Source organism: Edaphobacter bradus, from assembly GCF_025685645.1.
Taxonomy (GTDB): Bacteria; Acidobacteriota; Terriglobia; order Terriglobales; family Acidobacteriaceae; genus Edaphobacter; species Edaphobacter bradus.
Map to the genome: position 1 here is coordinate 43,466 of NZ_JAGSYF010000006.1, position 25,927 is coordinate 69,392.

The window sequence follows — 25,927 nt, forward strand, 5'->3', positions numbered from 1 at the left end:
TTTGGAACTTATTGTTTGCGTTCGTACGGAACGTATCCAGGGTCCCAAATATTTGCTTCAAGTTCGCGATTCAAGGAACTTTCGTCAGTAACCTGCGCCTGTCCATCTTGAATTGCCTGTCTCCCCACCGCCTGTCCGATCACGCGACCGAGTTGACGCGCTTCCGAGATCGGCGGAAGGAGGCTCGCCTGTTTGTCTTTCTGCGTGGGTAAGTGACGTATCAATTCCGTAGCTGCGGCCTTCACCATCGTATCGGTGACGTATCGAGCTTTGGAGGCAATGATTCCAAGAGCGAGCCCAGGGAATATGTAGGAGTTATTGGTCTGGGCGATATGAACTTTCTTCCCGCCAAGATTCACGGGTTCAAACGGACTGCCTGTGCCGACGAGCGCCCGTCCTTCCGTCCAGTCCATCAGATTCTGGGGAGTGGCTTCGCTACGCGAAGTGGGGTTCGAAAGCGGAAAGATGACGGGCCGAGTGGTGTGCTTCGCCATTTCGCGTACTGCTTGCTCGGTGAAGGCTCCCCCCTGACCAGACACTCCAATGAGGACCGTAGGCTTCGCATTGCGAACCACCTCCATCAGCGTGATCTCTCCGTTCGGTTGTCTCCACCCCTGCACTTCTTGTTCTTTGCGCGCATAGGGTAGCTGCTCCGCCTCAACATTCTGACGACTTTCAGTAATCAGGCCGTAGCGATCAATGGCGTAGAAGCGAGCGCGTGCTTCCTCTTTCGAAACGCCTCGGTCCTCAATGAATTGCGCCAACAGGTTGGTGATGCCTAGACCCGCACTTCCAAAGCCAACGACGGCGATCTTTTGCTGCTCCAGTGGAATGCCCGTTACATTGATTGCTGAGATGAGTGTTGTAGTTGTGATAGCTGCGGTACCCTGAATATCGTCGTTGAACGTGCATAACTTGTTCCTGTAGCGTGCCAGAAATCGAGCGGCATTCGAACCAGCAAAGTCTTCCCATTGCAACAGCACGTGTGGCCAGCGCAATTTCACTGCTGAGACAAACGCTTCGACGAAGTCGTCGTATTCCTGGCCGCGTACACGCTTGTTCCGCCATCCGATATAGAGTGGATCTTTGAGCCGCTCCTCATTGTCTGTACCGACGTCGAGCAGGATCGGAAGGCAGTGCTCCGGATGAATCCCTCCGAGCGCGGTATAAAGCGCCATCTTGCCGATGGGGATGCCCATACCTCCGGCACCCTGATCACCAAGTCCCAGAATCCGTTCGCCATCACTGACCACGATGCATTTCACGTCGTCATAGCGGGAATGGCGAAGGATCTGATTGATCCGGTCCTTATTTGGATAGCTGAGAAACAGACCCCGTGGCTTTCTCCATATTTCGCTGAATCGCTGGCAGCCTTCTCCGACAGTTGGTGTGTATACCAGGGGTAGCATCTGTTCAACATTGCGAACAAGTAGAGCGTAAAACAGCGTTTCGTTCGTATCCTGCAGATCGCGGAGAAAACTGTATTTATTGAAAGGAGTCGACTGGGCCGCGAGCGCTTGCATCCTACGCTGAAGCTGTTCATCAAGGCTTCCCACATGCGGTGGCAGCAAGCCGTGCAGGTCAAACACATCGCGTTCGTGATCGGAGAAGGCTGTTCCTTTGTTGAGGCGAGGAGAATTGATCAGGTTGAACCCCGCGAGAGACAATTGAAGGGTTTGTTGATCAGCTGATTTTTGCAATTGCGCGTTCATTTTCATCCCTCCGCAATCACGGTTCTCTTCATCAACGCATTAAATTGCTCTTCGATAGGTCGATGAATTCGTCGGCGTGTATTATGCGCGGCTCGCACCGAGATCCTTGGCCGTTCTTGCGCCGCTCTCTCAGTGCAGACTCATGGAGCGCCCACAGAGGCTTGGTGCAGGTCACTGGATTGCAACGCTCCGGATGAGTGGCAATCCTTATAGTCGATAACAAGATGGGCATGGCCCCCAAAGCGTACCTGTGTATCGGAGACATTCCGTTCCGGCAACCAAATGCCGTTTAGCCTTTGATATGTTGCAATGAAGTCGGAGTGTGTCGTCCACCAGGACGGCATCTTTGCCGGATGCCCTTCGGCGCGTGTCACGGCATAGTCCGTGCCATCGACCCAGATTCGTCCTACCCATGCAACCATGCTTTCAACCCGCGGCTTGACGTCGAGCACATAGACAGCCCCGCGCTGCGAGGACTCCGTACCAACCATGGCGAAGTCATAGTTCTTGCGCGTGAGCCGAGACCCTTCATGAAGGGTCCCTTTCGTCGCCTCGCGCTCCGTATTGACTATCTTGTGGAGAACTCGTAAGCGAAGCGGGCTAGATCCAGTCTCCGACATGATTGTCAGCTCTTTCCTGGCCCCATCCTGCTGGGCACGCACTCTCATCTCTGCATGCTTTGACTCTGGGAATCCCTCATAATCGAGCGTGTAGATGCGCTCGCAGACATAGCCCGGTTGCGTCAGTGCTCTCTGCTCATTCATCCTCTCCACGCGATCGGCTATTTCATTGGCCGACGGAACAGGGGCGGCATTCTGGGCTCTTGCCAGCGCCACCACGAGGCTAGCCATGCAAGCGCACCGGAAAATCATAGAGACCTCCGCGCAAGACACCATGCCAATGCAAAGGACGACGGAAGTTAATAAGCTGCTGCTAGTCGTTCAGATTCGAGTTGTAGTGCATACTCTGCGAGCTTCGCTTCGATGTCAGCTTCGACTTTACGCCGCCGGATGATGTCCTCGCGGTAGCGCCTTAGAAAATAATCGATCGTCTCCACACGAATGCGGATAGAACCGGAAGGTTTGTTCTCATCGAGGTCCTTGAAGGAGAAATACGGTGTTCCCGACTCCTCAATGATGCCTTCGATCACTCCGTAAATCGGGGCATCGTGCCCACACTTGAAACTGGAGACCTCAAGAGCGACAAGATTAGGATGTCGCGCTGTAAATTTCGCCGCCCAGACCTTATGGTTGGTGCTGGTCGAGTAACGGTTCTTCCAGACGTCGCTGATATCGAGAGGATGCGTGATAAGGCCGGCACGCACTTCATCGCCAAAGAGTCGGTCGAGCAGATCCTCATCGAGCGGCAATGTGCTTTGCGAAAAGACCGGATAGCCGAGCTTCTGGAACTCCTCCATGATCTCGTGATTCAGGCCTGGGTCGTGGTGATAGACGCGGCCCAGCATGACGATACCGATGCGGTCCTCACGCTCAAGCTGATCTAGCGTCTCCCGCGCCTGACGACGAATCTCACCCTCGCATTCGAAGAGCGCCTTGAATCCGGCGGAAATGGCTCGATCGTTCTCCTCGCGGGAGAGCCCAAGCAGCGGCGTCCACGCCTTATACATCTGGTCGGCACAGATCTTCTGGTCCTGCAGGTTCAGGATCGGATCGAGGTAGGTGATCCCATTCTCCGTAAAGATGTCGCTCTCCTTGGTGAACGCTGCTTTCACCACTTCGGGGGTCGCGGTCACGGTAGGGCAGGCATTCGATCCAGTCAGGTTTACAAGTGGCGTGTGCAGGATGTCGTACATCGGAAACCACACGGCGTTGAGCGGCTTCTTGTTGTGCTTCGTAGCCAGCAGATTGTAAACGTGTGCGATACCAATCTTTGAGGGATAGCACGGATCGATGGCGCCACGGCTTGCACCAGCGCGGTAAAGCTCCGGAGTGGTGTAGTCGGAGTACAGGATGTTCTCTGCCTTGATGCCCAGACTTGCAAAATATGCATTGAAGAACGGAGCATAGGTATAGGTGTTCAGCAGGCGAGGAATCCCTACGCGGAAATCCTTGCGTCGCTCCATCAACGCAGCGCGCTCTCTCACATTCTTCGACACGAAGAGACCTTTTGTCCCCGGAACGGCATCGGCCACGTCTTCTACCTGACGGTGGCGGAAGACATCGCGCGCCGCTATGTCGACGAAGTTCGGATTAGCCTCTTTGATCTTGTCGATGTCGGCCTTGATGTCCTTCATATCATCCAGGTCTTCCACTGCTCCCTTCTCGCAGGTCGCAATGATGAGCCTCTGCTCTCCAACACGCAGCGGGACTTTGGTCTTGCGTGGCTGGAAGTTGACGGGCTTTGGCAGCTCGACCACCTTACTCGATCCCGGAGCGAGCTGGATCTGCACCAGCGGCTCCACCTTGGCCTTGAAGGGAGAAGACGTACCGCAACCTCCGCCAGTGCTGCAGGATGAGCCGTGCCCTTCGGCAGCAGGAGCGTTCGCCTGAATCTGTTCCAGACTTGGCAGAGTCGAAGCCGTCGTGATCTCCTCAGGAGTGGCGGAGTGGTCCTCATGAGCCTCACCTCCGTTCACATCAACGTCTATGAAGGTGCGCAGACAGTTGTTCTTGCAGAAATAGCATCGTGTGTCTTCGTTGCGCGTCGTGCGATAGCGAATGTTCCGCACTGCCTCAAGGCCGATGAAGGTCGTTCGCTTGCCGTTCTTCCATAGGCGCAAGGCCTCCTGCGCGGCGCCAATCGCTCCCGATTCGCCGCAATGCTCGTGCACGATGATCTCAGGCTCCTTGCCGTTAGCGCGGAAGCTGGACTTGATGAAGTCCACCTCCGCCTTCACCACCGCCATGTTGTTCTGCGTGCCACCCTGCAACACGAAGCGTGAGCCGAGAGTTGCGAGATTGGGAATGCTGGCAACATAGAGGAAGACGTTCTTGGGCAGCACGTCTGCAAGTCCGGCGAGAATCTCTTCCGAACGCCATCCCTGGCGCTGGAAGTTCACAATGTCGGATTGCATGAAGACTGCGCAGCCGTAGCCGAAGGACGGCATCGACTTCGCAGAGAAGGCGATGTCCGCGAACTCCTCAACCTTCATGCCAAAGCCTTCCGCCGTGGATTGGAGAAAATATCCGTTGCCTGCGGAGCACTGCGTGTTGAGCTTGAAGTCCTTCACGCGGCCATCTTTGAGCACAATCAGCTTAATGTCCTGTCCGCCCACGTCGATAATGACGTGTGGGTCGTCATAGAACTTCAGCGCCGACTCAGTGTGCGCCACCGTCTCAACAAGGGCGACGTCGGCATGCAGCACATCCTTGAGAATGTCCTTGGCATAGCCTGTTGTCCCGACGCCGAGCACCTCCATCGTTGCGCCCTTGCTCTCTACCTGCTCGCGCAACTTCTCGAACATTTGAATCGTATCCTCAATCGGATTGCCGCCCGAGAGTTGATAACTCTTGCAGAGAATCTCGCCCTCCATACCCAACAGGACTGCCTTGGTAGAAGTTGACCCTCCATCAACGCCGATGAAGCCGGAAACGACCTGCTGAGGGGTGAAACTCACGGGCACGAACTTCGCACGGCGGTAAGCGGATTTGAAGTCGTCGAGTTCGGCGGCATCCGCGACCAACCCCTTGGTACCCGACGCGGCTTTCTCTTCCGCTCTGCCGTAGTCGATGTAGTACTGCAGCTTCTCCGTTCCCAGATAACGGCCGATCGCAGGTTCTTCGTCCTTGCCGAACTCCACCGAACCGAGTGCTGCGAAGTACTGAGCGTTCTCGGGAACCTTGATCAAGTCTTCAGGCGTCATGCCCTCGGGAACCTCGACCTTGCGCTCCTTCCACATGCGAGGAATGTTCGCCTGCCAAGCCTCTTTCATGCCACGAATGAACGAGTTGGGGCCGCCGAGCAAGAGCACGTGCGGACGCAACGTATTACCCCGAGTAAGCACGCTGAGATTCTGCAGCACAATCGCCTCAAACAGCGAGGCCATCAATTCATGCGAGGGCGTGCCGGTCTTCTGGAGGCTATTGATATCTGTTTCAGCAAAGACCCCGCACTTCCCTGCCACCTTGTGCAGCTTGACGCCGTGATACCCCTGGTTGGCCAGTTCCGATACAGGTATCTTCAGCTTCGCATTGATCTTGTCGATAACGGCGCCTGTTCCGCCCGCGCACTTGTCATTCATCGAAGGAATCTTTTTCTTGCGTCCCGTCTCCTCGTCATCTTTGAAGACGATGATCTTCGCGTCCTGCCCGCCAAGCTCGATGACAGAGTAGACCTCCGGGTGAAGTTTCTCCACCGCAAGTGAGACGGCGTGGACTTCCTGCACGAACTTTGCACCGATCATCTCTGCGATCGGACCGCCACCGGACCCCGTAACGAAGACACGCGTGTTTGCCGCAGAGATGCCGGCCTCCGATTCCATGCGGCGCAGAAATTCAAGCACCTTTTCCGGCTGCCGAGTTTCATGCCGCTGATAATCCTGCCATACGATGGCATCTGTCGCCGCGTCCACGACAATCGACTTTACCGTCGTTGAACCAACATCCAGACCAACCAGGAATTTTTCCATTGCCCGCCACCTCAATCACAGGTCGTCAGCACGAGGTAAAAATAGAGGCCGTTGCTCTCACGAGCCGCCGCATCAAGCAGCTCTCTGCTCAACCATGGAAACACGGGCCCGGCGACGATATGCGCTGTCCTTGTCCATAAGGTCGCTGACGTGCGCGGCAAATTGCGCAGCGGTACCGGCAAGTCCCTCGCGATGTGGGACCTTGTATAACGCATGTGAGAGGTGTGGATGGTCAGCAACATACTCCCGCAGATCATCTAGCGATTTTCCGGTCTGATCGAGGACGCTTTGAAACTCCGCGCGAGCCTTCGCCTTCGCTTCAGCCAGCGCCATCTGCACGCGACTGTGAGCGTTCACCTCGCCTTCGCCGGAGGTCTCGATAGGCAGAAAGATCATGTCCTTGTATTTATTGACCACCCTTGACTGAACTCCATCGGACTGCGTAGAAGGCATGCAGCCGAACGGCTTGAGCGCCAGCACCATGTGGCAGAGATGGTTCACGGTGTAGTAAACGTTCTTGCCAACCTCCATGTAGCCCTCACCACCTCGGGCTAGCTGGTGATAGAAGGGATGAGCCAGGCGTGACAGTTCTTTCTGCGGAACGAGATGGTGCGCGGTGCCGCCCATGTGCTTGATGGTGCGGTGATAGAAGTAGGTCCACATCCCGCTACCAACCGTGAGGCCCCCGGTCTTCTTGAAGAGCCTAAGGTCGTTGAAAAGCCGCTTCTTCACCTCATACCACTTAGGATCTCGATACGGAGCCTCAACCTCGGCACGAGCCTTCGCGCCTTCCTTTGCCACGTACATCATGTAAGAGATCCAGGTAGCGATCGGTTCGACCAGAACCTGAGCCCCTTCCTTCTCAAGGAAGGCAAACATGTTGAAGTTGCCGTCACCCTCAGTGGTCTGCGCCCAGAACTCGCCAGTGATCTTAATCACTGGCTTCACACGCAGGCGATCCACCTGAATGGAGTTGATGCTTTCCCGGCACGTGTGCAGCGCATCAACATACTCCTTGCCGTACAGATTGTGTGCGATCTTCCCCAGAGTGCAACCGATGCCCTCAATTTTGCTGTGCTTTTCAAGATACGGTCTGGCCCACGTAGGAGCGGCATCTCTGATGTGCCAGCGTTTGCGGTCACGCAATGTATCGGTCAGGGTCTTCGCGGCCTCCTGTATAACCTTATCGGTCTCGCCCTTGTTCACCTCGAAGGGACGAATCTGATAGACCAACTCATTCAGCACATCGCCAAGGTTCAGCGCATTGAGCATCCCCATCCCGAAGTCGACAGAAAATTTGAGACCGGGTTCTCCGCTGGCCGCTTTGATGCCATCGGTCTGCTGGAACAGCAGCACGCGGAAGCCCTCAAAGCCAGAATTCTGTAGCGCAAAGCGATACTCTGCCTCATACATGCCAAAGCGGCACGGGCCGCACGATCCTGCGGTGAAGAAGACGTAGTTATCGATGATCTCCTGCCTGGACAATCCCTGCTGTTCGAGGCTTTGCAGATAACGCACCAGATTGCCGACGGTGAAATAGGTAGGATTGCACTGTCCGTTGTTTCCGTATTCCTTGCCCGCCTGAAAGTCAGCGACGATCGGAGTCGGAATATTCTCACAGCGATAGCCGCTCCCGTGAAAGACCGCCTTGATCATCTCTTCGTGCTTCCAGGTGAGCCCGCCAAAGAGGATCGTGACGCGGTCCCGCTCCGCCGCTGTGAAGGTGCGTTCTACTGGCTTCTTGAACTCACGCATGCGCGCGAGCCCCGCTTCCGCGCGAAGGCGTGCGCGCTCGGCGTCAATGCGAGCCTGGATTTCCACTTCGAAATCAGTCTGAACGATCTCATTTACGGTTGCCGGCATATGCGTCTCCTATCAGCAAGGTGGTGAGCGGCGATTTGTCGTGGAATGGCAGAAGTGTCGTCCCATTACATCTGCCCCTTCATCCCCTGGAATCCATGTGCGAGTTGCTTGAAGAAGTACTTGATGACGCGCTGGTCGTTGTAACACCAGCCAAGGATGTGATTCAGCGTGGAAAAGCAATGCGTCTGGCAGGTTTCCTTCTGATGGTCGAGTTGCTTGGTATCAAACTTGTGGTCTCCAACCACACCCCAGTTGTAGGAAGCGGTGTACATCGGAAAACACGGCGCAAGCGTTCCATCAACGCGAATGATCATTGAGTTCTGCCCGGCACGACAGTTCCAGGGAAAGTGATTGCCTTTCATAAAACCAACCATCTGCCAAAGGCGCGCGTTTGAGTTCACCATCTTATAACCGGAGTCCTGCTTCTCCGTGAGCCACTGGATCGTCTCCTCAACAGCCGGCCAGTCATCCTTCGTGATGTAGGTGACGTTGTTATCGCCGTGCCTGAAGTGTTCATCCTGTTCAAGTAGCGGCGACTCATTAATGTGGTAATCCGTAGCGACTCCGCAGCTGTGCGCGATCTCAGTCAGCTCTCTCACGTCATCCAGATTGTTGCGGCAGATGTTGATATTGAGGAAGACGGAGTAGCCATATCCATACTGCTTGCGGATCAAATAATCGAATTGCTTGCGAATTGGCACCAGGGCCTTCGGCAGCCCCAGTTTGAGATCGACGGCATCGACTGCAATATTGAAGGTAGACATGCCAGCGTCCGCCAACTTGTCGATCACGTCGGTTCGCAGCAACCGGGCATTCGTCGGCAGATAGATCCAGAAGCTCTTCTTCGCAGCGTAGTAAGTAATTCGATGAATAAAGTCGGGCCGCAACAGCGGCTCCCCACCCATATATGCGAGCACCCGGCATCCCGTGCTGTGCAGCCAGTCAATCGAGCGCTTTGCCGTGTCTTCGGTCATGCCTTTGACCTTGTTGTCGAAGGCCCAGCAATAGTGACAGTCAAGGTTGCACTTGAACTCAGTGAAGAGGTAGGCGATGAGCGGGTGAAAATCCCCTGCGGTTACACGGGAACGTATGTACGGGAAAAGCCATCCCTGCATCGCGTAGTAAATCTGCGCTGGCGTCCACTTGCGATTCTCAGGCGGCCGCCAATCTGCCGAATCGTCAATTGGTCCAAGCAGTTCGGGATGCTGCGGAAAGATAGGATCGGGGAATTCCTGCGGCTCACCAACCGGTCGCAAACCGGGCTGCGCTGGAGCAGGCTGGGTCAGCAGTGTATGCAGTGGAACATCAAGTCGAAAACTTGGCGGGGACTCGATGACTCGTTCTGGACGCATTTATGCCTCCTGTTGGAATCAATGGAGACTCGCACCCGTACGAAATTCTTAGTGTGAGATTTTACCATCCATATGTTCACAGCGGACATACATGCAAAACCATTCTGAGTTTTTCTCAAAAAATGTTTTGAGATTATAAAAATCAACCGATGTACGGCTGCAGCGAATGGTCCGAGGATTCAGCGGCGCGTCAAGGTTGCAATCATCTCGCGAAATTCTGGCCACTGTCTGCTCAGGGAAGCTCGCTCTCCCGATTCGTAGTCCTCATACTCAAAGCCCGGACTCACGGTACACCCCAGCAGCGCCCATTGCCCGCCCCGCACTAGCCGCGATCCCTGCCAGACCCCTCGCTCCACCAGGACCTGCGGCCGTTGGCCCGCCGCAAGATTATTGCCGATGGCCACGGTGCGCCCGCCCCCGCTCGGCAAAAGCTGCAGCATCTCGACGGGGTCTCCGGCATAAAAGTGAAACAACTCATCAGACCCAAGGCGATGCATCTCGCTGAAGGTGCCAGGCTCAAGTAGATAGTAGATTGCAGTTCCCGTTCTACGTTTACCCGGATAGCGTCCATCCGCGAGCGCTTCTGCAGCAATCCACTCTTCAGCGCCATACGTTCGCCTGAACCACCCTCCCTCGCGCGGATGCGGTTCCAGTCCCAGTACTTTCTTAATTTCATCTGCCGTCATCGAAGCCCTCACGCTATGCTGTAGATAATCCTTACATCACATCCATTTTCACAGAGCAGCCGTTATCTATGCGCAAACCCCTGGAACACTACTTCGGCTTCTCCGCCCATGGAACCAATTGGCGTACCGAGATTCTTGCCGGCTTCACGACCTTCATCACGATGGCCTACATCATCTTCGTGAATCCGGCCATTCTGCACGAGACCGGCATGCCCATCGCTGCCGTTACCGCTGCGACCTGCCTCTGCGCGGCCTTCGGCAGCATCCTGATGGGCGCGCTCGCCAACTATCCCATCGCACTCGCTCCTGGCATGGGCCTCAACGCCTACTTTACCTATACCGTCGTCAAGGGCATGGGAGTCCCTTGGCAGTCGGCCCTGGGAGCCGTCTTTCTCTCCGGCGTTATCTTTCTTCTGCTTACCTTCTCAGGCATCCGGCAGCTTCTTGTCGCCGCAATTCCGCATCAGCTTCATGCAGCCGTCGCCGGAGGCATTGGACTCTTCATAGCGTTTATCGGCTTCCGCAATGCAGGAATCATCGTGCCCAGCCCAGCTACGACTGTGACGCTAGGCAACCTGCGCGCACCACACACAGCGCTCGCCATCTTCGGCTTGCTCCTGATTGCCGTGCTGCAGACTCTTCGCGTCCGCGCCTCCATGCTCATCGGAGTCCTGGGAACGATGCTGCTCGGCATCCTTTGCCACCAGGTCCACTGGCAGCCGACAAGATACAGTCTTGCCTCATTGAGCCAGACTGCGTTTCATCTCGATCTGCATGGCGCGTTGCATATCGGAGCCCTTGAGATCGTCTTTGTCTTCCTCTTCGTCGATCTCTTTGACAACATCGGCACCCTGGTCGCTGTGGCACAACGTGCAAATTTGCTGACCGCCGACCACAAGATTCCACGCCTTAACCGCATCTTTTTTGCTGATGCGACGGCGACGATCGTCGGCTCGCTGGCCGGCACAAGCACCGTCACCAGCTACGTTGAATCCGCGTCCGGCGTCGCTGCAGGAGGCCGTACCGGCGTCACCGCCATTGTGACCGGCCTGCTCTTCTTCCTTTCGATCTTCATTGCCCCTCTGGTCGGCGCCATTCCGAGCTTCGCTACCTCGCCGGCCCTCATTCTTGTGGGCGGACTCATGGTAACCGGGTTGAGCCAGATCGAGTGGAACGATCCAGGAATCGCCATCCCCGCCTTCCTGACCGTCACCACGATCCCGATGACATGGTCGATCGCCAACGGCCTGAGCTTCGGCCTTACCAGCTACGCCGCCCTGCAACTGCTGACAGGACGCGCTCGCAAGACCTTTAAGAAGGACTGGATGTTGTACGTCCTCGCTGTTCTCTTCCTGCTCCGCTTCATCTACCTCGCGCAGACATAGAAAGCGGCGCACCGAAGACTCGATGCGCCGCCGCTTACTCCAACAAGCCTGGGCTATTTGCCCAGAGTAGGGGCTATTCTTGCCGCCGCAGGCGCCGCGCCGGTGACGCCGTCCTGTACAGCCTGGTACGAGATAATGTTCTTCAGCGTCTCGTAAGCCACTTGCGAGAGCGGCAACAAGCGGCCATTAACCGCCAGCATAGGCGTCTGATCTACGCCAACGGCCTCAGCCAGCTTGATCGAAGCGTTTACCTTATCCTTTGTCTCCTGAGTCGCTGCGCACGAGTCAATCGCCGCCGGATCAAGCCCCGCCTTGGTGACTGCGTCCTTCAGGGTTTGATCGCCGGTGTCTGGCGTCAGACCCGCCTGGTTGTCGAAGACCGCAGAGGAAAAGGAAAAGAATGCGTCGTTCTTCTGCTTGCTGATGCAGTAACCATACGCCGCAGCCTTGAAGGCAAATGGATGAACCTCAACAAGAGGAAAGCTCTGGAAGATGATGTGGGCGTTAGGAAAGTCCTTCGCCAGCTGATCCATCGTTGACTGGGCCTCTTTGCAATGCGGACACTGCAAATCAGCAAATTCAACCAGCAACAGGTCTTTGCCGGCAGCCCCACGATAAGCGCCATCAGCACGCTCCTCGAGAGTCTTGCGTGCGTCGACAAACGGTTTCTCGCCGAACGGAATCACGCTCGCCGAGAGTGGTTCAATCGCATGCTTTCCGTCAGGCGTGACAAAGAAAGCCGTCGACTGCACCTTGGCGTTTGGCGTCCGCTCCGTGACAAAGACGACAACCTTGCTAATACTGGGAGCTTGCGTCGCCTGAATCGCCTCAACGCGCCAGATGCGGTTAGGATCGTAACCCCAAAGCGCCTTCAGAAACGCATTGACCGTGTCTACGGTGGGCGAGGACGCAGTGAAGTACTTCTGATTGACCGGAGGAAAAGGATCCGGCCTTGACGTTTGATCGAGGCTCTGCAACTGCAAAGGCGCTGGCTGCTGCGCCTTGGGCGCCGCCGCTGCACCGTTTGCTGCACCTGTCTGGGCCCCAGCCATCGTCGTCACGCTGAGAGCCGTCCATGCCGCCAATACTACGTTGCCAATCTTCAAGAGAGACCTTCCCTTCGCCGATGCGCTCGCTGCGCACGGCATCTCAGTATTACACCTGAACCTTGACCGCAATGGGAAACCGGCGTCCCATTCCGAAAGACTTTCGCGTCACCTTCAAAACTGGCGCCGCCTGCTGGCGCTTGTACTCGCTCTGCTCCACCAGCTTCTGCACCGACCGTACCAGAGCAACATCCAGATTTTGCTCCTCGGCAATCTGCTCGGCGGAGCAGTACCGCTCCACATAGGCATCGAGAATCGGATCCAGAACGTCGTACGGAGGCAAAGAGTCGCTATCTTTCTGCTCCGGCCTCAGCTCAGCCGAGGGCGGCTTCTCCAGCGTTGCCTGCGGAATAATCTCGCGCTCGCGGTTGGCATAACGGCTAAGCGAATAGACCCGTGTTTTGAATACGTCGCCGATCACCGCCAAAGCGCCCACCATGTCGCCGTACAGGGTGCAGTACCCCACCGACATCTCGCTCTTGTTGCCCGTCGTCAGCACCAACGCGCCAAACTTGTTCGAAAGCGCCATCAGAAGCGAGCCGCGGATTCTCGCCTGCAGGTTCTCCTCGGCAAGTCCGAATGGTGTACCAGCGAACAGTGGCTTCAACACATGTTGATACTGCGCGAAGACCTCGTGAATCGGAAGAAGTTCGAAGCGGATGCCGAGATTCTTCGCCAGCTTGCGCGCATCGGCAATCGACCCAAGCGACGAGTACTCGCTGGGCATGCCGATTCCAACAACATTTTCTACTCCCAGAGCCTCGACTGCGATCGCGGCCACCAGCGCGGAGTCGATTCCCCCGCTCAATCCAACGAGCACCTTCTTGAATCCGCATTTGCGCACATAGTCACGCGTTCCAAGAACGAGAGCCGACCAGGTTGCCACTGTCTCATCCCACGGCTTCGCAGCCGAAACTGCAGGCGCATCCGTGTCGAAGAAGACCAGGTCTTCTTTGAATGAAGCCCCGCGCGCCGCAACCTTGCCGTCGGGTCCGATCACCAGAGAGCTGCCGTCGAAGATCAGGCTGTCATTCCCTCCGACCTGGTTCACCATCATGACATAGGCGCCGTGCCGCTCAGCCAGCGCCGCCAGCATGTCCTCGCGAACCTGGGCCTTCCCGTGCCAATAAGGCGAAGCCGAGATGTTCAGGATAATTCTCTGCTCCTTCACCCTCTCCTTCTGCCACTCTTCCATGAGGCTCTCTACAGGATCGACGGGATAGAGCTGCCGCGGCCAGAAGTCTTTGTCGTTCCACGCATCCTCGCAGATCGTGATGGCCAATGGCTTTTCCCCTATCTCGATCAACTGTTGGTGCGCCGCGGGCTCGAAGTAGCGCTGCTCATCGAAGACATCGTAGAAGGGCAGCAGCATCTTCTGCTGCACAAAGCGCACCCGTCCGCCGCTGAGCAGCGCCGCAACATTCTTAACCTGCTTGCCCACCGGCACATTCGTAGGCATTACCGTTCCGCAGAGGATTGATGGTCTTCCGGGCGCCCTGGTCCATTCAGCCAGTTCGGCCACCGTGTGCCCAGCCTTGGCGACAAATGTGCTCTTTTCGAGAAAGTCTGCGGGAGGATATCCGCAAACTGCGAGCTCAGGAAACACGACGAGGTCGGCTCCCAGCTCAGCCCCACGAGCGGCGTATTCAAGAATCCTGTCTCTATTTCCGGCGAAGTCCCCCACCGTCGGGTTGATCTGCGCTAGCGCTATCTTCACCCACCTAGTCTATCGCTAGGTGCCTGTGCCGCCCAACACCACACTCACTGTCCGGGCCAGAATCTTCATGTCGAGCCACAGGCTCCAGTTATCCACATAAGCCGTATCGAGCGAGATGTAGCTGTCGAACGAGGGATCCTGCCGCGCCTCAACCTGCCACAGCCCCGTAATCCCCGGCAGCACATCTAACCGGCGAAGGTGGGAGAGATCGTACTGCTCAACTTCGTTGGCCATCGGAGGGCGCGGCCCAACCAGGCTCATATCTCCCAGCAGCACGTTGTAAAACTGCGGCAGCTCGTCCAGAGAGTACTTGCGAAGCAGGCGCCCGATACGGGTAATCCTTGGATCGTTGGCAATCTTGAACAGGACGCCGTCGCGCTCGTTCATATGCTCCAGTTGCGACTTCAAAACGTCGGCGTTCTGCACCATCGTCCGGAACTTGAAGCAGCAGAAGGTCCTGCCTTTGCGCCCGATGCGCTGGGCACGATAGAAGATCGGCCCCTTCGATTCCAGACGGATCACAGTCGCAATGGCCAGCATCACAGGCGACAGAATGATCAGAGCCAGGGTCGAGAACGTGATGTCGAGAGCACGCTTGACCAAAAACGAACCGATGGGAAATTCACGGCGATGAAGCGGAATCGTCGGGAACTGCCCGATGTATTCGACCGGCGCATTCCACGCCAGACCGTCGTAGAGGTCTGGTACGACTCGCACGTCGATGCCCGCCGTGCGCGCCTCCTCCACCATACCGATGACGAGCTTCTTGTCACCCGGAACCGAGAAGAATATCTCATCGACAAATAGCGACCTTGCCAACGAAAGGCAGTTGCGCACATCGCCGATCACGTCCGCATCGCCCGACTCGGCTTCCCGCTCCGTCAACGCAACGAACCCTTTGAAGCGGAATCCAAGATGGTGCAGTGAGTCCAGATGATTGCGCAGAGCTTGCGCGACACGTCCCGCCCCAACAATGAGGACATTGCGTGTCTCGATGCCCGCACGGCAGCGGCGATAGTAGGTGGCTCGCCATACGCCTCTGCGAACGCACAGCAGCACCGTCGAAAATACAACCATCAACGCAACGACAGCACGTGAGATATCTGTGCCATTTGACAGATACAACGTCCCGCAGAGCAGTAAGCCCGCCGTAAGCGACGCCTGGATCGTCATCCGCTGCTCGTGGAGTCCGCCGCGATTCTGTATGGGACCATACAACCCATAGGAACGCGTGAAGAAGCACACACACACGGCAAACCATGCAAAGTAGAACATCAGGAGGTGAGGTGACGTGTGGATCAGGTGCGGAACAGCATAGAGAGCAGGGACCGCGCCCGGCATCATCTCATGGAGCCAGAGAGCCAGAATACCTGCTACCAACACCGTGAGCATGTCCAGCGACGCCCACACCAGGCTAGTCACCGAGGGGCGTCTAAAGATGCCAAAACGAGTTGAGTAGGTGCGGGTCTGGGCCGCCCGCCTTCTGCCAGAGATTATGACCTGCTGTAGATAGTCCGGTGTCGCCATCGCGAACGCCTCTCAACCAATTTTTCCCAGGGACTCAATGATTAGTACGATGCATGCAACCTGCTCAGCAGTCGCTCCCAATCAAAAGAAAACAGCTACAGCAGTGAAAACAGGGGCTATCAATCGAATTCTTATCGCTTTATTCCCGAAAGGCATGGCCCGAGGTTCCAATTGCAGAATACGTGCCCGAGCACGGCATGACAACCATTCAACTCACAAATTCACCTAAGAGGAAGCTAATTGATCCACTACGGCACATGCCTGTGAATTTGCAACGAATTCGATACAACTTTGGTGGCATCAACAGCACTGTTTCCGCCAAATCAGGCTGGCATCACGAGTTCGTCAAGTGCGAGAAACTCCTGCAGGACAGGGTCGACGCTCTTCTCCATCTCTTCCATCGTCCCGAAGAAATGTGCCCTTCCCTGGTGCAGAAACACAACCCTGTCCGCGAGCTTCTTGGCTAACCGCATATCGTGGGTTACGACAATGCTGGTGAGGTGGAGTTGCCGCTTCAACCGCTCAATCAGGTCTCCTAACAGGTGCGCCATCAAGGGATCGACCATGGTCGTGGGCTCATCGTAAAGCACGGCCTCCGGCTGAGCCGCCAGGGCCCGGGCAATGGCCACTGAGCGCTTCATCCCTGTCGATAAATCCGACGGCAGTAGGTCCTCCATCCCGGCAACGCCAACCATCTCAAGGAGCCCCTTGACCACTTGCAGGATCTGGTCTTCGGCCAGTTCCCCACGTTCGCGAAGGGGAAAGGCCACGTTCTCACCCACCGTGATCGAGTCAAACAGCGCACCATTCTGGAAAACCATCGTCACCTTGCGCCGAACGGCCTGCATCTCCCGATCGCTGAAACCGCAGATGTCCTCACCGGCTACCCGGATTCTTCCTTTATCCGCTCTCAGAAAACCCATGAGCATCTGCAGCGAGACAGACTTGCCAACGCCGCTTCGTCCCAAAATGCACAGCGTCTCCCCGGGCAGAACACAGAAGCTCACATCTTCGAGCACCACAACCCGGCCAAACGACTTATAAACGTGCTCAAAGGAAATATAGGGCCCGGGCCTGTTCCTAACGTCCGGCACGGCTTCGGCGGCGGCCTCATTCTGCTGGGCCGCCTGATCCATAAACTCCCCAACCGCGGGCGCGACATCGGCCGACACATCCGCAGTCAGCAGCGTATTTGCATCGCCGGCACCATTGGCGGGGCGCGTCGCGTCGACTTTCTCCGCGACATCAGGCTTTCTGTTTTGGTGCGGATCCTGGGGTTCTTTAGCCGCTTGGTTTGGCTCGGCCATCTTCGGTCCTCGTCATTACCTATTTTCCGTCTATTCTCACAAGACATCGCAAACAAGCGCAACGCGCTAAGTATCCAGTGCATCCAAACGTTGCTTCGCTTCCGCAAACTCCTCCGGCGTATTCAGGTTCGCAAACCAGAGATGCTTCGCCGCCTGCTGAACCTCTGTCGGAGTCCACCACGATTCGCGCTCGCCTGCTCCTGGTGTGATCGAAAACATCCCTCGCTCACCCCACGGCAGATTGAGCAGTACCCTGCCCAGAGGAACTCCCTGTTGCCCGGCCAACTCTTTGGCTGCCCCCTCAAGCACAGGTAACAACGTGTACTTTCTTTCCTCAGCGGCACGGTATACGTAAGGACCAACCTCCCGGTGCAGCAGGCATAGGGCAGGCTGCGGCACGTCATCTACGGTAAACATAGCTACCCGCGCACCTCTGCTAGCATCGGCAACGACCATTCTCACCCACTGATCAAGGAAGGAGGAAGGCAGAAATGGCATATCCACCGGCATGAATAGCAACCAGTCACGCCGGGAATGCGCAAACGCCGTCTCGATGCCGCCTAAAGGCCCAACCCCTTCGCGCAGGTCGGGCACCATGGGGGCGTAGATGTCCAGCTCAGGCCTGTTGCCAAGAATGTGCACGTCCGTGCATATCCGCCGCAGCTTTACGACCGCGTGCAGCACCAACGGCTTGCCCGCGAACTCCAGCAGAGCCTTGTCGCAGCCCATGCGCGAGCTCTTGCCCCCGGCCAGCACATACCCGTCAATCTCCGACGGAACCCGCCAGACCATCACGCTCCCACATTGCCGAAGAATCGAACGATCGACTCGATCCCACGATGAAAGTTTGCCAGATTGAACTTCTCATTCGGTGCATGAAGATTGTCGTCCGGCAGCCCAAAGCCCATCATCACTGTCGGAATCTTCAGCTCGCGCACAAAGTCGCCCACAATGGGGATCGACCCGCCGCCACGCACATAGACCGTATCTTTGCCGAAAACCTCGCGCATCGCTCCGGTCGAAGCCTTCACGAACTGGTTGTCCGTGCTCACAACGATAGGGTCGCCCGAATGGATCATCCGCACCTCGACCTCCACCCCCTTGGGCACGATCGACTCCACGTACGCCTTATACTTTGCAAAGCTTTCCGCCGGAGTCATATCCGGAACCAGCCGCATGCTCACCTTCGCCAGCGCCCGCGCGGGAATCACCGTCTTCGCACCTGCGCCGATGAATCCGCCTGGCATTCCATGCACGTCCAGCGTCGGCCTCGCCCATGTGCGCTCCAGCACGCTATATCCTGGCTCGCCGGTCAGCTCCTTCGAACCCACCTCTGTCCGCCGGTAGTGTTCCTCATCGAACGGCAGGGCCTTCCACGCCTTCAACTCGTCCGCTGTCGGCTTCTCGACCTTGTCGTAGAACCCTGGAATCAGAATCTTCCCTTCCGGGTCCTTCAGCTTCGCAATAATCTGCGCCAGTGCAACAAACGGGTTCGGCGCCGCTCCGCCATACATCCCCGAGTGCAGGTCGGTCCGCGCACCCCGTACCTCAATCTCCGTGTAGATCATTCCGCGCAGCCCGACGCACAACGTCGGCATCTCCGGCGCAAACATCTCCGTATCGCTCACTAGGGCAACATCGGCCCTCAACTGATCCCCATGCTTGCGAACGAACTGGGCAATCCCCTCGCCACCCACCTCTTCTTCGCCCTCGACGATCACCCGGACATTCACCGGCAGCCGCCCATTGCACGCAGCAAACAGCGACTCAAGCGCCTTCACATGCATCCACATCTGCCCCTTGTCATCGACGGCGCCGCGCGCATAAAGGTTCCCATTGCGCTCCGTCGGCTCAAACGGCGGCGACTTCCACTCATCGAGCGGCTCGGCCGGCTGCACGTCGTAGTGCCCGTAGCAGAGCACCGTGGGAGCCGCAGCCCCTGCACGGAGCCAGTCCGCATACACCAGCGGATGCCCGCCCGGATGCTCCACCGAGGCCGTCTCAATCAGCCGAACATTCTCCATGCCAATCCGCTTCAGCTCTGCGGCAACAAACTCCGCCGCTCGCCTCACATCGCCCGCATGCTCAGGCAGGGTTGACACAGACGGGATTCGCAGCAGCGCCTTCAGCTCTTCCACAAAGCGCGCTTCATTTTTCCTCGCAAACTCAACCGCCGCTGCTATCTCCGCCATCGCAATCCACTCCTGAAAATCGACTCATTCCGCTCGCCCATCCGAAGATCACGAGCCACATCAAAGTATATGCAACTCCACGGCTGAGGCTCTCCCTCAGCGCTAAAGTCGCCTCCGATGTCGGGTTAGGGATATCATGTTGCGCGGTTAAGGAGCTTCGACAATGACGACCTCAAACGATGGCACTATGATCGACGACTTCGCCCAATTCGATCTCATGCGCGAGATCGCCGACTCCGAAAAGAAAAAACCGTGGCAATCTGGCCACTATGCCAAGACTCTCTTCAAAAAGTCAGACTTCAGAACACTACTCATTACGATGGAAAAGTCCTCGAAGATGAAAGAACACCACGCCGACGGCACTCTCTCGGTGCAGGTGCTCAAGGGACAGATTCGTTTCACCGCGCAGGGGAAGAGTCACGAGCTACCGGCAGGCAGTCTCGTCACCCTGGGGGCATCCATCAAGCACGAGGTAGAAGCAGCCCAGGACTCCGCATTCCTGCTCACCATCTCCTGGCCCACTTCCCAGGCGCTCCGCGCAATGGAGCACCGCGGTTACGGCACCTAGCAGCAGCATACGACCGGGATGAAACTAAAGATCAAGCGCGTGTACGATGAGCCCGCCGAGGACGACGGAACCCGAATTCTTGTTGACCGGCTCTGGCCACGAGGCCTCTCGAAAGAAAAGGCCCGCGTGGATCTGTGGCTCAAGGACGTTGCTCCAAGCAATGAACTTCGAAAGTGGTTTGCTCACGATCCAGCCAAATGGACTGAATTCAAGAGCCGTTACCACGCCGAGCTTAAGCACAACGGCGGACCGTTAGCGACCTTGCAACAGGCCATAGCGGGAGGCACAGTCACACTGCTCTATGGCGCAAAGGACCAGCAGCACAACGAGGCCGTCGTCCTTCAGCATCTTCTGAGCCGCTAGGCCATCCCCTTATCCATCCGAAAGAAAATCCTTATCTTCCTCGCCTGCCTGGCCCCATGAGGAGACAATCAACACATGACAAACCAATCTCCTGTACAGGCACCCGCCGGCCAGATATGGAACGCCCAGGCCTACGCCGCCAGCGGACGCTTCGTCGCCACCCTGGCCGCCGACGTCGTCGCGCTCCTCGCCCCCCAAGCCGGAGAGCGCATTCTCGACCTCGGTTGCGGAGACGGCGCCCTGACAGAGCAGATCGCCGCGACAGGGGCTCTCGTTACCGGTGTCGACAACTCATCCGCCATGCTCGCCGCCGCTCGCGAGCGTCACCTCCACGTCGAGCAGTGCAGCATCGACGCGCTTCCCTTCCAGCAGGAGTTCGATGCTGTCTTCTCCAACGCCGCGCTTCACTGGCTTCCAGCTCCAAAGCATCCCGCCGCGCTCGCCTGCATTCACCGCGCGCTACTCCCCGGCGGCCGCTTCGTCGCCGAGATGGGCGGCCAGGGCAACATTGCCGCCATCCGCACCGCGCTACGGGCCGTTCTCGCGCCCTTCGCCATCGACGCCGAAGCCCACAGCGAATCCTTCTATCCTGCGCCGGCCGTCTACCGTCGCATGCTCGAGGCGGCCGGATTCACGGTTCAGTCCATCGACCTCATTCCGCGTCCCACGCCGCTCCCCGCAGGCCCCGATGGAGCCGACCCTATGGCCACCTGGCTCAACACCTTCCGTAACGGTGTCCTCGACCGCCTTGCTCCCGCAGATCGAACCGCTGCCATCGAGCGGACCGTCAGCCTGCTCAAGCCCATCCTGTACGATAGAGACGGCAACTGGACAGCCGACTACGTCCGTCTCCGCTTTCAGGCCACAAAATAAATGGCTCTTTTTAAGTTTTACAACCGCATGCAAACAAATGCGCATCACATGGGTCCTACTGGATAAGTGGAGAAAGGAGCGCGCTCTCGGAGCTATTTCTTTCTTTTTGAATCATGAATGCCTGGTGACAAATCTACTCATGGAGCGCGACTTCGTCTGCGGCTACTCTTTCTATCTATGGAAAATTCTTTCTCAAGGTCTGTTCTGTACGCCACTCTGTTCGTTTGTTGTTCGCTCTTCTGTACTACGGGCCACGCGCAAACCACCCCGACGTCTCTCCCCGACTCCCCCGATATCGTCGCGACGCTCAACGAGGATCCCCGCGGCTCCTCGTCATCCAGTCAAACATCGCAGCTTCAGACGAACAGCCAGGCCAGCTCAACCTCTGACCCACTGGCGGTCCAGCAGACCAAGCGCATCCTCTTCATCATCCCGAACTTCCGCGCCGTAAGCACATTCACCCAGCTACCGCCCCAAACAGTCAAGGAGAAGTTCGTCACCGCCAGCCAGGATTCCTTCGACTACTCAGGCATTATCTTCTCCGGCCTGCTTGCAGCCGAGGCGATGGCAACCAATCAGTATCCCGAGTTCCGCCAGGGCGCCGCTGGCTATGGCCGCTACTTCTGGCACACCTTTGTCGACCAGACAAGCGAGAACTACTTTGTGGAGTTCATCGTGCCCGCGATTGCGCACGAAGACACCCGTTACTACACTCTGGGACGTGGCGGCTTTCTCAAGCGCGCCGGCTACTCCCTCAGCCGCGTCGTCATCACCCGGAAAGACGACGGCACGCGGACGTTCAACGCGGGAGAAGTCATAGGTGCCGGAGCCGCTGCCGGTATCTCGAACCTTTACTACCCGTCAAAGGAGCGGACCTTCGGCAACACTGCTGGGAAATGGGGAACCAACGTCGGCCTGGATGCAGGCACCTTCCTCTTCAAGGAGTTTTGGCCCGACATCAATCGCACCGTCTTTCATTCCAAAGCCCGGTAACTACTGCGCCCGCGAAGTATCCCCTCCGATATTCTTCAGACACTGCTCCAATAACGAATTCAACCTCTCAATATCGCTTTCTGAGATCCCCTTCCACACCTTCTGCAGAAGATCCTCCGCCGACGCCTCCGCAGAAGCCATCAGGCACTCTCCGGCGGGAGTGGCCCGCGCCGTCACGATACGGTCGTTCACGGCATCTTTGCCGCGAACAATAAGCCCACGACTTTCCAGTTGCTTGATAAGTGCCTGCGCCGATTGCGGAGTCACATAACACTCTCGCGCGAGCTGCGCCCCGGAACTACCGGGCGAGGCTTGAATCGCGCGAAGCATCTGGAGTTGCGCTGTCGTCACGCCCTGCGGACGCAGAAGCTCATCCATCTGGCCACGGAGGTGAATCAAGATCCGCTTCATCAGCAGGATCGTGTGCCTGGACTGCTGCCTTCTGTCCTGTCTTTTCTCGTTGTGTGCCATTTGAGAATATCAGTCTCCTGATATTATATCAGGAGACTGATATGGCAGCGACCGCAACAGCCCCCGCGTTTACACCACCGGCATGGAAGCCGCATCACAATCCATGGCTGGTCGCGCTGACCGTTACTCTCGCTACCTTCATGGAGGTCCTTGATACCTCCATCGCCAACGTTGCGCTTCCGCACATGGCAGGCACGCTCGGAGCCAGCCAGGAAGAAGCCACCTGGGTCCTCACCAGCTACCTCGTCTCGAGTGCCATCGTGCTGCCTATCTCCGGATGGCTCTCCAACCGATACGGCCGCAAGCGCTTCTACATGACCTGCGTCGCGCTGTTCACCGTTTGCTCCCTGCTATGCGGCATCGCGCAGACGCTTCCCATGCTCGTCTTCGCGAGAATCCTGCAGGGAGCCGGCGGCGGCGGCCTTGCCCCCAGCGAGCAGGCTATTCTCGCCGACACCTTCCCCATCGAAAAGCGCGGGCAGGCCTTCGCCCTCTACGGAATGGCTGTCGTCGTCGCGCCCGCCATCGGCCCAACGCTCGGCGGCTGGATCACGGACAACTTCAACTGGCACTGGATCTTCTTCATCAACCTTCCCGTCGGGCTGCTCTCGCTCTACCTGAGCAACCGCATGGTCGAAGATCCTCCACACCTCAAGCTGCGTAGAGAGCAGGCCAAACACGAGAAGATCGACTTCATGGGCCTGGGACTCGTTGCCCTCGGCGTAGGTTGCCTCGAGTTCACCCTCGACAAGGGTCAGGAAAAGGATTGGTTTGGCGACCCGATGATCCGCCTTTTCGCAACTCTCGCCGTTGTCACCCTGATCGTCTTCGCGGTCTGGGAGTGGAACCACTCTGACCCCATCGTCGATCTGAAGCTCCTGAAGAACCGAAACTTCGGCACCGCCGTCTTCCTGCAACTCATCCTGGGAATGGTGCTCTTCGGCACCACCGTCCTCATCCCACAATACGTGCAGGTCCTCCTCGGCTACACCGCCGAGCGCGCCGGCATGGTCCTCTCTCCCGCCGGCTTCATGATGATGGTGATGATGTTCGTCGCTGGCCGAAGCCTGGGCAAGTTCGACCCCCGCATTATGGTCTGCCTCGGCTACATTGCCACGGCATGCGGCATCTACAACCTCACCCGGCTAGATCTCACGAGCAGCTTCGGAACAGTCACGTTCTGGCGCATGCTGCAGGTCATCGGACTTCCCTTCATATTCATTCCCATCAGCACGCTCAACTACGTCGGAGTTCCGTCGAGCAAATCCAATCAGATCTCCAGCCTGTCCAATTTCGCCCGCAATCTAGGCGGCAGTGCAGGCACCGCTCTGCTGACGACCTACCTCGCGCGCTCCTCGCAGGTCTACCAGACAACCCTCGCGGCGCATGCTGTTCCTGGCAGTGTCCCGTATCGGCTCTACATGAACCGCATACGAGAGATGCTCATCAACGGTGGCATGTCCGCCGCCTCTGCATCGCAGATGGCCATCGGCCATGCCTACCAGGAGATGCTTCGTCAGGCATCCATGCTTAGCTATCAGAATGCCTTCTGCATCCTCTCTGTCGTCATTTTCTGCCTGACGCCTCTTCCCTTCATCATGCGTCTGCCCAGCAAGGGAGCAAAACCTGATCCCGAAGCGATGGGACACTAGCATCCAGGCTCAAGTGCGCCCCGGCAAACCCGGTCACGCCGCCTCAGCAACACTCTTGCGCGCTTTGGCCCTGCCCCGGGAATATAGCAGCAAGCCGGAGCCAATCATCACCACCGTCCCCGCAACCAGCTTGCCCTCAAACAGCCACACATTGCTGACCTGTGACGTCGGCATCACGCTGCACACCAGGCAGAAGGCAGTTACCCCCAGGCCGGTGCCCGCGGCCGCTCTCCGCCCCGCCTTCCATGCGCTGATGAAGATATAGACATACGGGAGAAAGCCACCAATCAGAGTCAGCGAAACAATCTCCTGGTATGCCACCCGCATCGTGTCGCCCAACTGCGCCAGCAGAAGGAGCACCGACGACACCACTCCCAGAGTCAACAGCGCTACATGTGGCGTGTGCCACCGTGAATGAACGCGCCCGAACGCATCAGGCAGTAGCCGATCGGTTCCTGCGGCAAACGGCATCCTCGAAACGGCGGTTCCTATCCCGCCAAACGCGCCGAACGCATGGGTAAGCACCAACAAGCCGATTACAGCGGAAATCCACGGCGCACCAAACACCCGCGAGACTGCCTCCCCACCACTGGCGATGCCGCTGATCTCGCTGATCGCCTCCGGCCTCAACAGAACCAGCATCGCCAGTGTAGCTGCCGCATAAAAGACCACGGCAAACGCTGTAGCCAGCCATATGGCAGGCTTCACCGTCCGCTCGGGCGAACGGATTTCGGCGCTCATCATTCCGAAATACTCCGCCCCCGAAACTCCGTATGCAATCGCCGCCCAGAAGGTCGCCGTGCTCCAGTCCATCTTCGGAGCCAGATGAATCGGCGTAACGGAACCATGGCGGCTCCAGCTCACCGCGGCAGCCACGATCAGAATTGCTCCAAGCAGCGCGACCGCGATCGCTCCAAAGTTCTCCGTCCACTTGCCCGTCTTCAACCCAACGAGATTGCTGCCAAGGGCAATCCAGATCGCTGCAAGCGATCCGCAGATGATAAACGCGCGGTTGTCGGCAAGGTGCGCATAGGCCGGGCCGAACGTGTAAGCAGTCGAGCTCAGGTAGAAGACCGCCGCTCCCGGAAACCAGAACGCCATCCCCACCCAGTACACCCAGAACGCGAGAAAGCCGTGCGCGGGCCCAAAGTCATTCCGAGTCCAGGAGTACAGCCCCCCCGGCTCGGGATACTTCGTCATCAAGGCAGCGACCGCCACCGCGAGCGGAGCGCCGAGGAGCAAACCAGCCAGTAGCCACAACGTCACGCTTCCAGGCCCCGCATGCGCCGCAGCCGGAATCCATCGCGGCCCTGCGATGCAGACAATCCCGAACAGCGTCAGATCGCGAACACTGAGTTCGCGCCGCAGACCGCACCCTGAATCGATATCCTTGACGCTGGTCGCCATAGCTGAGCTTTCCCAGAGTGGCCACGACGGTATCACAAACCAATCGGATAACCCAAGCGTTTTGTTCGCACTCTCCAGCCGGGAGCAACTTTGAAGCACTCTTCGCCCAGTGCGCGGCAAATCCGTTGTCTTACCCACTGCTCTTCACACCCTCACCACACCATC

The 25,927-nt window shown here is 57.5% G+C and carries 20 protein-coding genes; 6 read left to right on the top strand and 14 right to left on the bottom strand.

What is annotated here, in order from left to right:
* Positions 1 to 8: 8 nt before the first annotated feature.
* The 6 genes from OHL16_RS18795 to OHL16_RS18820 form a co-directional block, all read right to left on the bottom strand.
* Positions 9 to 1,718 carry an NAD-dependent malic enzyme gene (locus OHL16_RS18795; protein WP_263368743.1) on the bottom strand — a complete coding sequence of 570 codons (1,710 nt, stop codon included), beginning with the start codon at positions 1,716 to 1,718 and terminating at the stop codon, positions 9 to 11.
* A gap of 134 nt (positions 1,719 to 1,852) precedes the next feature.
* Positions 1,853 to 2,563: a LolA-like protein gene (locus tag OHL16_RS18800; RefSeq protein ID WP_263368744.1), complete on the bottom strand. Its 711-nt coding sequence runs from the start codon at positions 2,561 to 2,563 to the stop codon at positions 1,853 to 1,855.
* A 68-nt stretch (positions 2,564 to 2,631) separates the two neighbouring features.
* Positions 2,632 to 6,300 carry a BadF/BadG/BcrA/BcrD ATPase family protein gene (locus OHL16_RS18805; RefSeq protein ID WP_263368745.1) on the bottom strand — a complete coding sequence of 1,223 codons (3,669 nt, stop codon included), beginning with the start codon at positions 6,298 to 6,300 and terminating at the stop codon, positions 2,632 to 2,634.
* Between the two features lie 72 nt (positions 6,301 to 6,372).
* Positions 6,373 to 8,163 (bottom strand): hypothetical protein, encoded by a 1,791-nt coding sequence (locus tag OHL16_RS18810; protein ID WP_263368746.1) that lies wholly within the window; start codon positions 8,161 to 8,163, stop codon positions 6,373 to 6,375.
* A gap of 65 nt (positions 8,164 to 8,228) precedes the next feature.
* Positions 8,229 to 9,515 (bottom strand): radical SAM protein, encoded by a 1,287-nt coding sequence (locus tag OHL16_RS18815; RefSeq protein ID WP_263368747.1) that lies wholly within the window; start codon positions 9,513 to 9,515, stop codon positions 8,229 to 8,231.
* A gap of 179 nt (positions 9,516 to 9,694) precedes the next feature.
* Positions 9,695 to 10,201 (bottom strand): cupin domain-containing protein, encoded by a 507-nt coding sequence (locus OHL16_RS18820; RefSeq protein ID WP_263368748.1) that lies wholly within the window; start codon positions 10,199 to 10,201, stop codon positions 9,695 to 9,697.
* A 68-nt stretch (positions 10,202 to 10,269) separates the two neighbouring features.
* On the opposite strand from OHL16_RS18820, the gene OHL16_RS18825 reads away from it, so the two are divergent.
* A complete protein-coding gene (locus tag OHL16_RS18825) occupies positions 10,270 to 11,586 on the top strand; it encodes an NCS2 family permease (protein WP_263368749.1) in 1,317 nt (438 codons plus the stop codon).
* A 53-nt stretch (positions 11,587 to 11,639) separates the two neighbouring features.
* On the opposite strand, the gene OHL16_RS18830 is transcribed toward OHL16_RS18825, so the two are convergent.
* From OHL16_RS18830 to OHL16_RS18855, 6 genes are all read right to left on the bottom strand, one after another.
* Complete coding sequence (locus tag OHL16_RS18830) at positions 11,640 to 12,692, bottom strand: DsbA family protein (RefSeq protein ID WP_263368750.1); 1,053 nt, start codon at positions 12,690 to 12,692, stop codon at positions 11,640 to 11,642.
* Between the two features lie 49 nt (positions 12,693 to 12,741).
* Positions 12,742 to 14,409 (bottom strand): NAD+ synthase, encoded by a 1,668-nt coding sequence (locus OHL16_RS18835; RefSeq protein ID WP_263368751.1) that lies wholly within the window; start codon positions 14,407 to 14,409, stop codon positions 12,742 to 12,744.
* Positions 14,410 to 14,424: 15 nt separating this feature from the next.
* On the bottom strand, positions 14,425 to 15,936 hold the full coding sequence (locus OHL16_RS18840) for a sugar transferase (protein WP_263368752.1): 1,512 nt from the start codon (positions 15,934 to 15,936) through the stop codon (positions 14,425 to 14,427).
* Positions 15,937 to 16,259: 323 nt separating this feature from the next.
* Entirely contained in the window at positions 16,260 to 17,072 is an 813-nt protein-coding gene (locus tag OHL16_RS18845; RefSeq protein ID WP_263368805.1) for an ABC transporter ATP-binding protein, read from the bottom strand.
* A gap of 237 nt (positions 17,073 to 17,309) precedes the next feature.
* On the bottom strand, positions 17,310 to 18,035 hold the full coding sequence (gene mobA, locus OHL16_RS18850; protein WP_263368753.1) for a molybdenum cofactor guanylyltransferase: 726 nt from the start codon (positions 18,033 to 18,035) through the stop codon (positions 17,310 to 17,312).
* Positions 18,035 to 19,435 (bottom strand): dipeptidase, encoded by a 1,401-nt coding sequence (locus tag OHL16_RS18855; RefSeq protein ID WP_263368754.1) that lies wholly within the window; start codon positions 19,433 to 19,435, stop codon positions 18,035 to 18,037. The genes mobA and OHL16_RS18855 overlap by 1 nt, the downstream gene beginning before the upstream one ends.
* 163 nt (positions 19,436 to 19,598) lie before the next feature.
* On the opposite strand from OHL16_RS18855, the gene OHL16_RS18860 reads away from it, so the two are divergent.
* The 4 genes from OHL16_RS18860 (at position 19,599) to OHL16_RS18875 (ending at position 22,232) form a co-directional block, all read left to right on the top strand.
* Positions 19,599 to 20,003: a cupin domain-containing protein gene (locus OHL16_RS18860; RefSeq protein WP_263368755.1), complete on the top strand. Its 405-nt coding sequence runs from the start codon at positions 19,599 to 19,601 to the stop codon at positions 20,001 to 20,003.
* An 18-nt stretch (positions 20,004 to 20,021) separates the two neighbouring features.
* Positions 20,022 to 20,366 carry a DUF488 domain-containing protein gene (locus OHL16_RS18865; RefSeq protein WP_263368756.1) on the top strand — a complete coding sequence of 115 codons (345 nt, stop codon included), beginning with the start codon at positions 20,022 to 20,024 and terminating at the stop codon, positions 20,364 to 20,366.
* A 75-nt stretch (positions 20,367 to 20,441) separates the two neighbouring features.
* On the top strand, positions 20,442 to 21,239 hold the full coding sequence (locus tag OHL16_RS18870; protein ID WP_263368757.1) for a class I SAM-dependent methyltransferase: 798 nt from the start codon (positions 20,442 to 20,444) through the stop codon (positions 21,237 to 21,239).
* A gap of 177 nt (positions 21,240 to 21,416) precedes the next feature.
* Positions 21,417 to 22,232 carry a hypothetical protein gene (locus OHL16_RS18875; protein WP_263368758.1) on the top strand — a complete coding sequence of 272 codons (816 nt, stop codon included), beginning with the start codon at positions 21,417 to 21,419 and terminating at the stop codon, positions 22,230 to 22,232.
* Here OHL16_RS18875 and OHL16_RS18880 read toward each other — a convergent pair whose 3' ends face one another.
* Entirely contained in the window at positions 22,233 to 22,703 is a 471-nt protein-coding gene (locus OHL16_RS18880; protein ID WP_263368759.1) for a MarR family winged helix-turn-helix transcriptional regulator, read from the bottom strand.
* Between the two features lie 41 nt (positions 22,704 to 22,744).
* On the opposite strand from OHL16_RS18880, the gene OHL16_RS18885 reads away from it, so the two are divergent.
* Entirely contained in the window at positions 22,745 to 24,355 is a 1,611-nt protein-coding gene (locus tag OHL16_RS18885) for a DHA2 family efflux MFS transporter permease subunit (protein WP_263368760.1), read from the top strand.
* 33 nt (positions 24,356 to 24,388) lie between these two features.
* Here the strand turns inward: OHL16_RS18885 and OHL16_RS18890 are convergent, their stop codons facing one another.
* Positions 24,389 to 25,762, bottom strand: a complete 1,374-nt coding sequence (locus OHL16_RS18890; RefSeq protein WP_263368761.1) for an APC family permease — start codon at positions 25,760 to 25,762, stop codon at positions 24,389 to 24,391.
* Positions 25,763 to 25,927 lie beyond the last annotated feature (165 nt).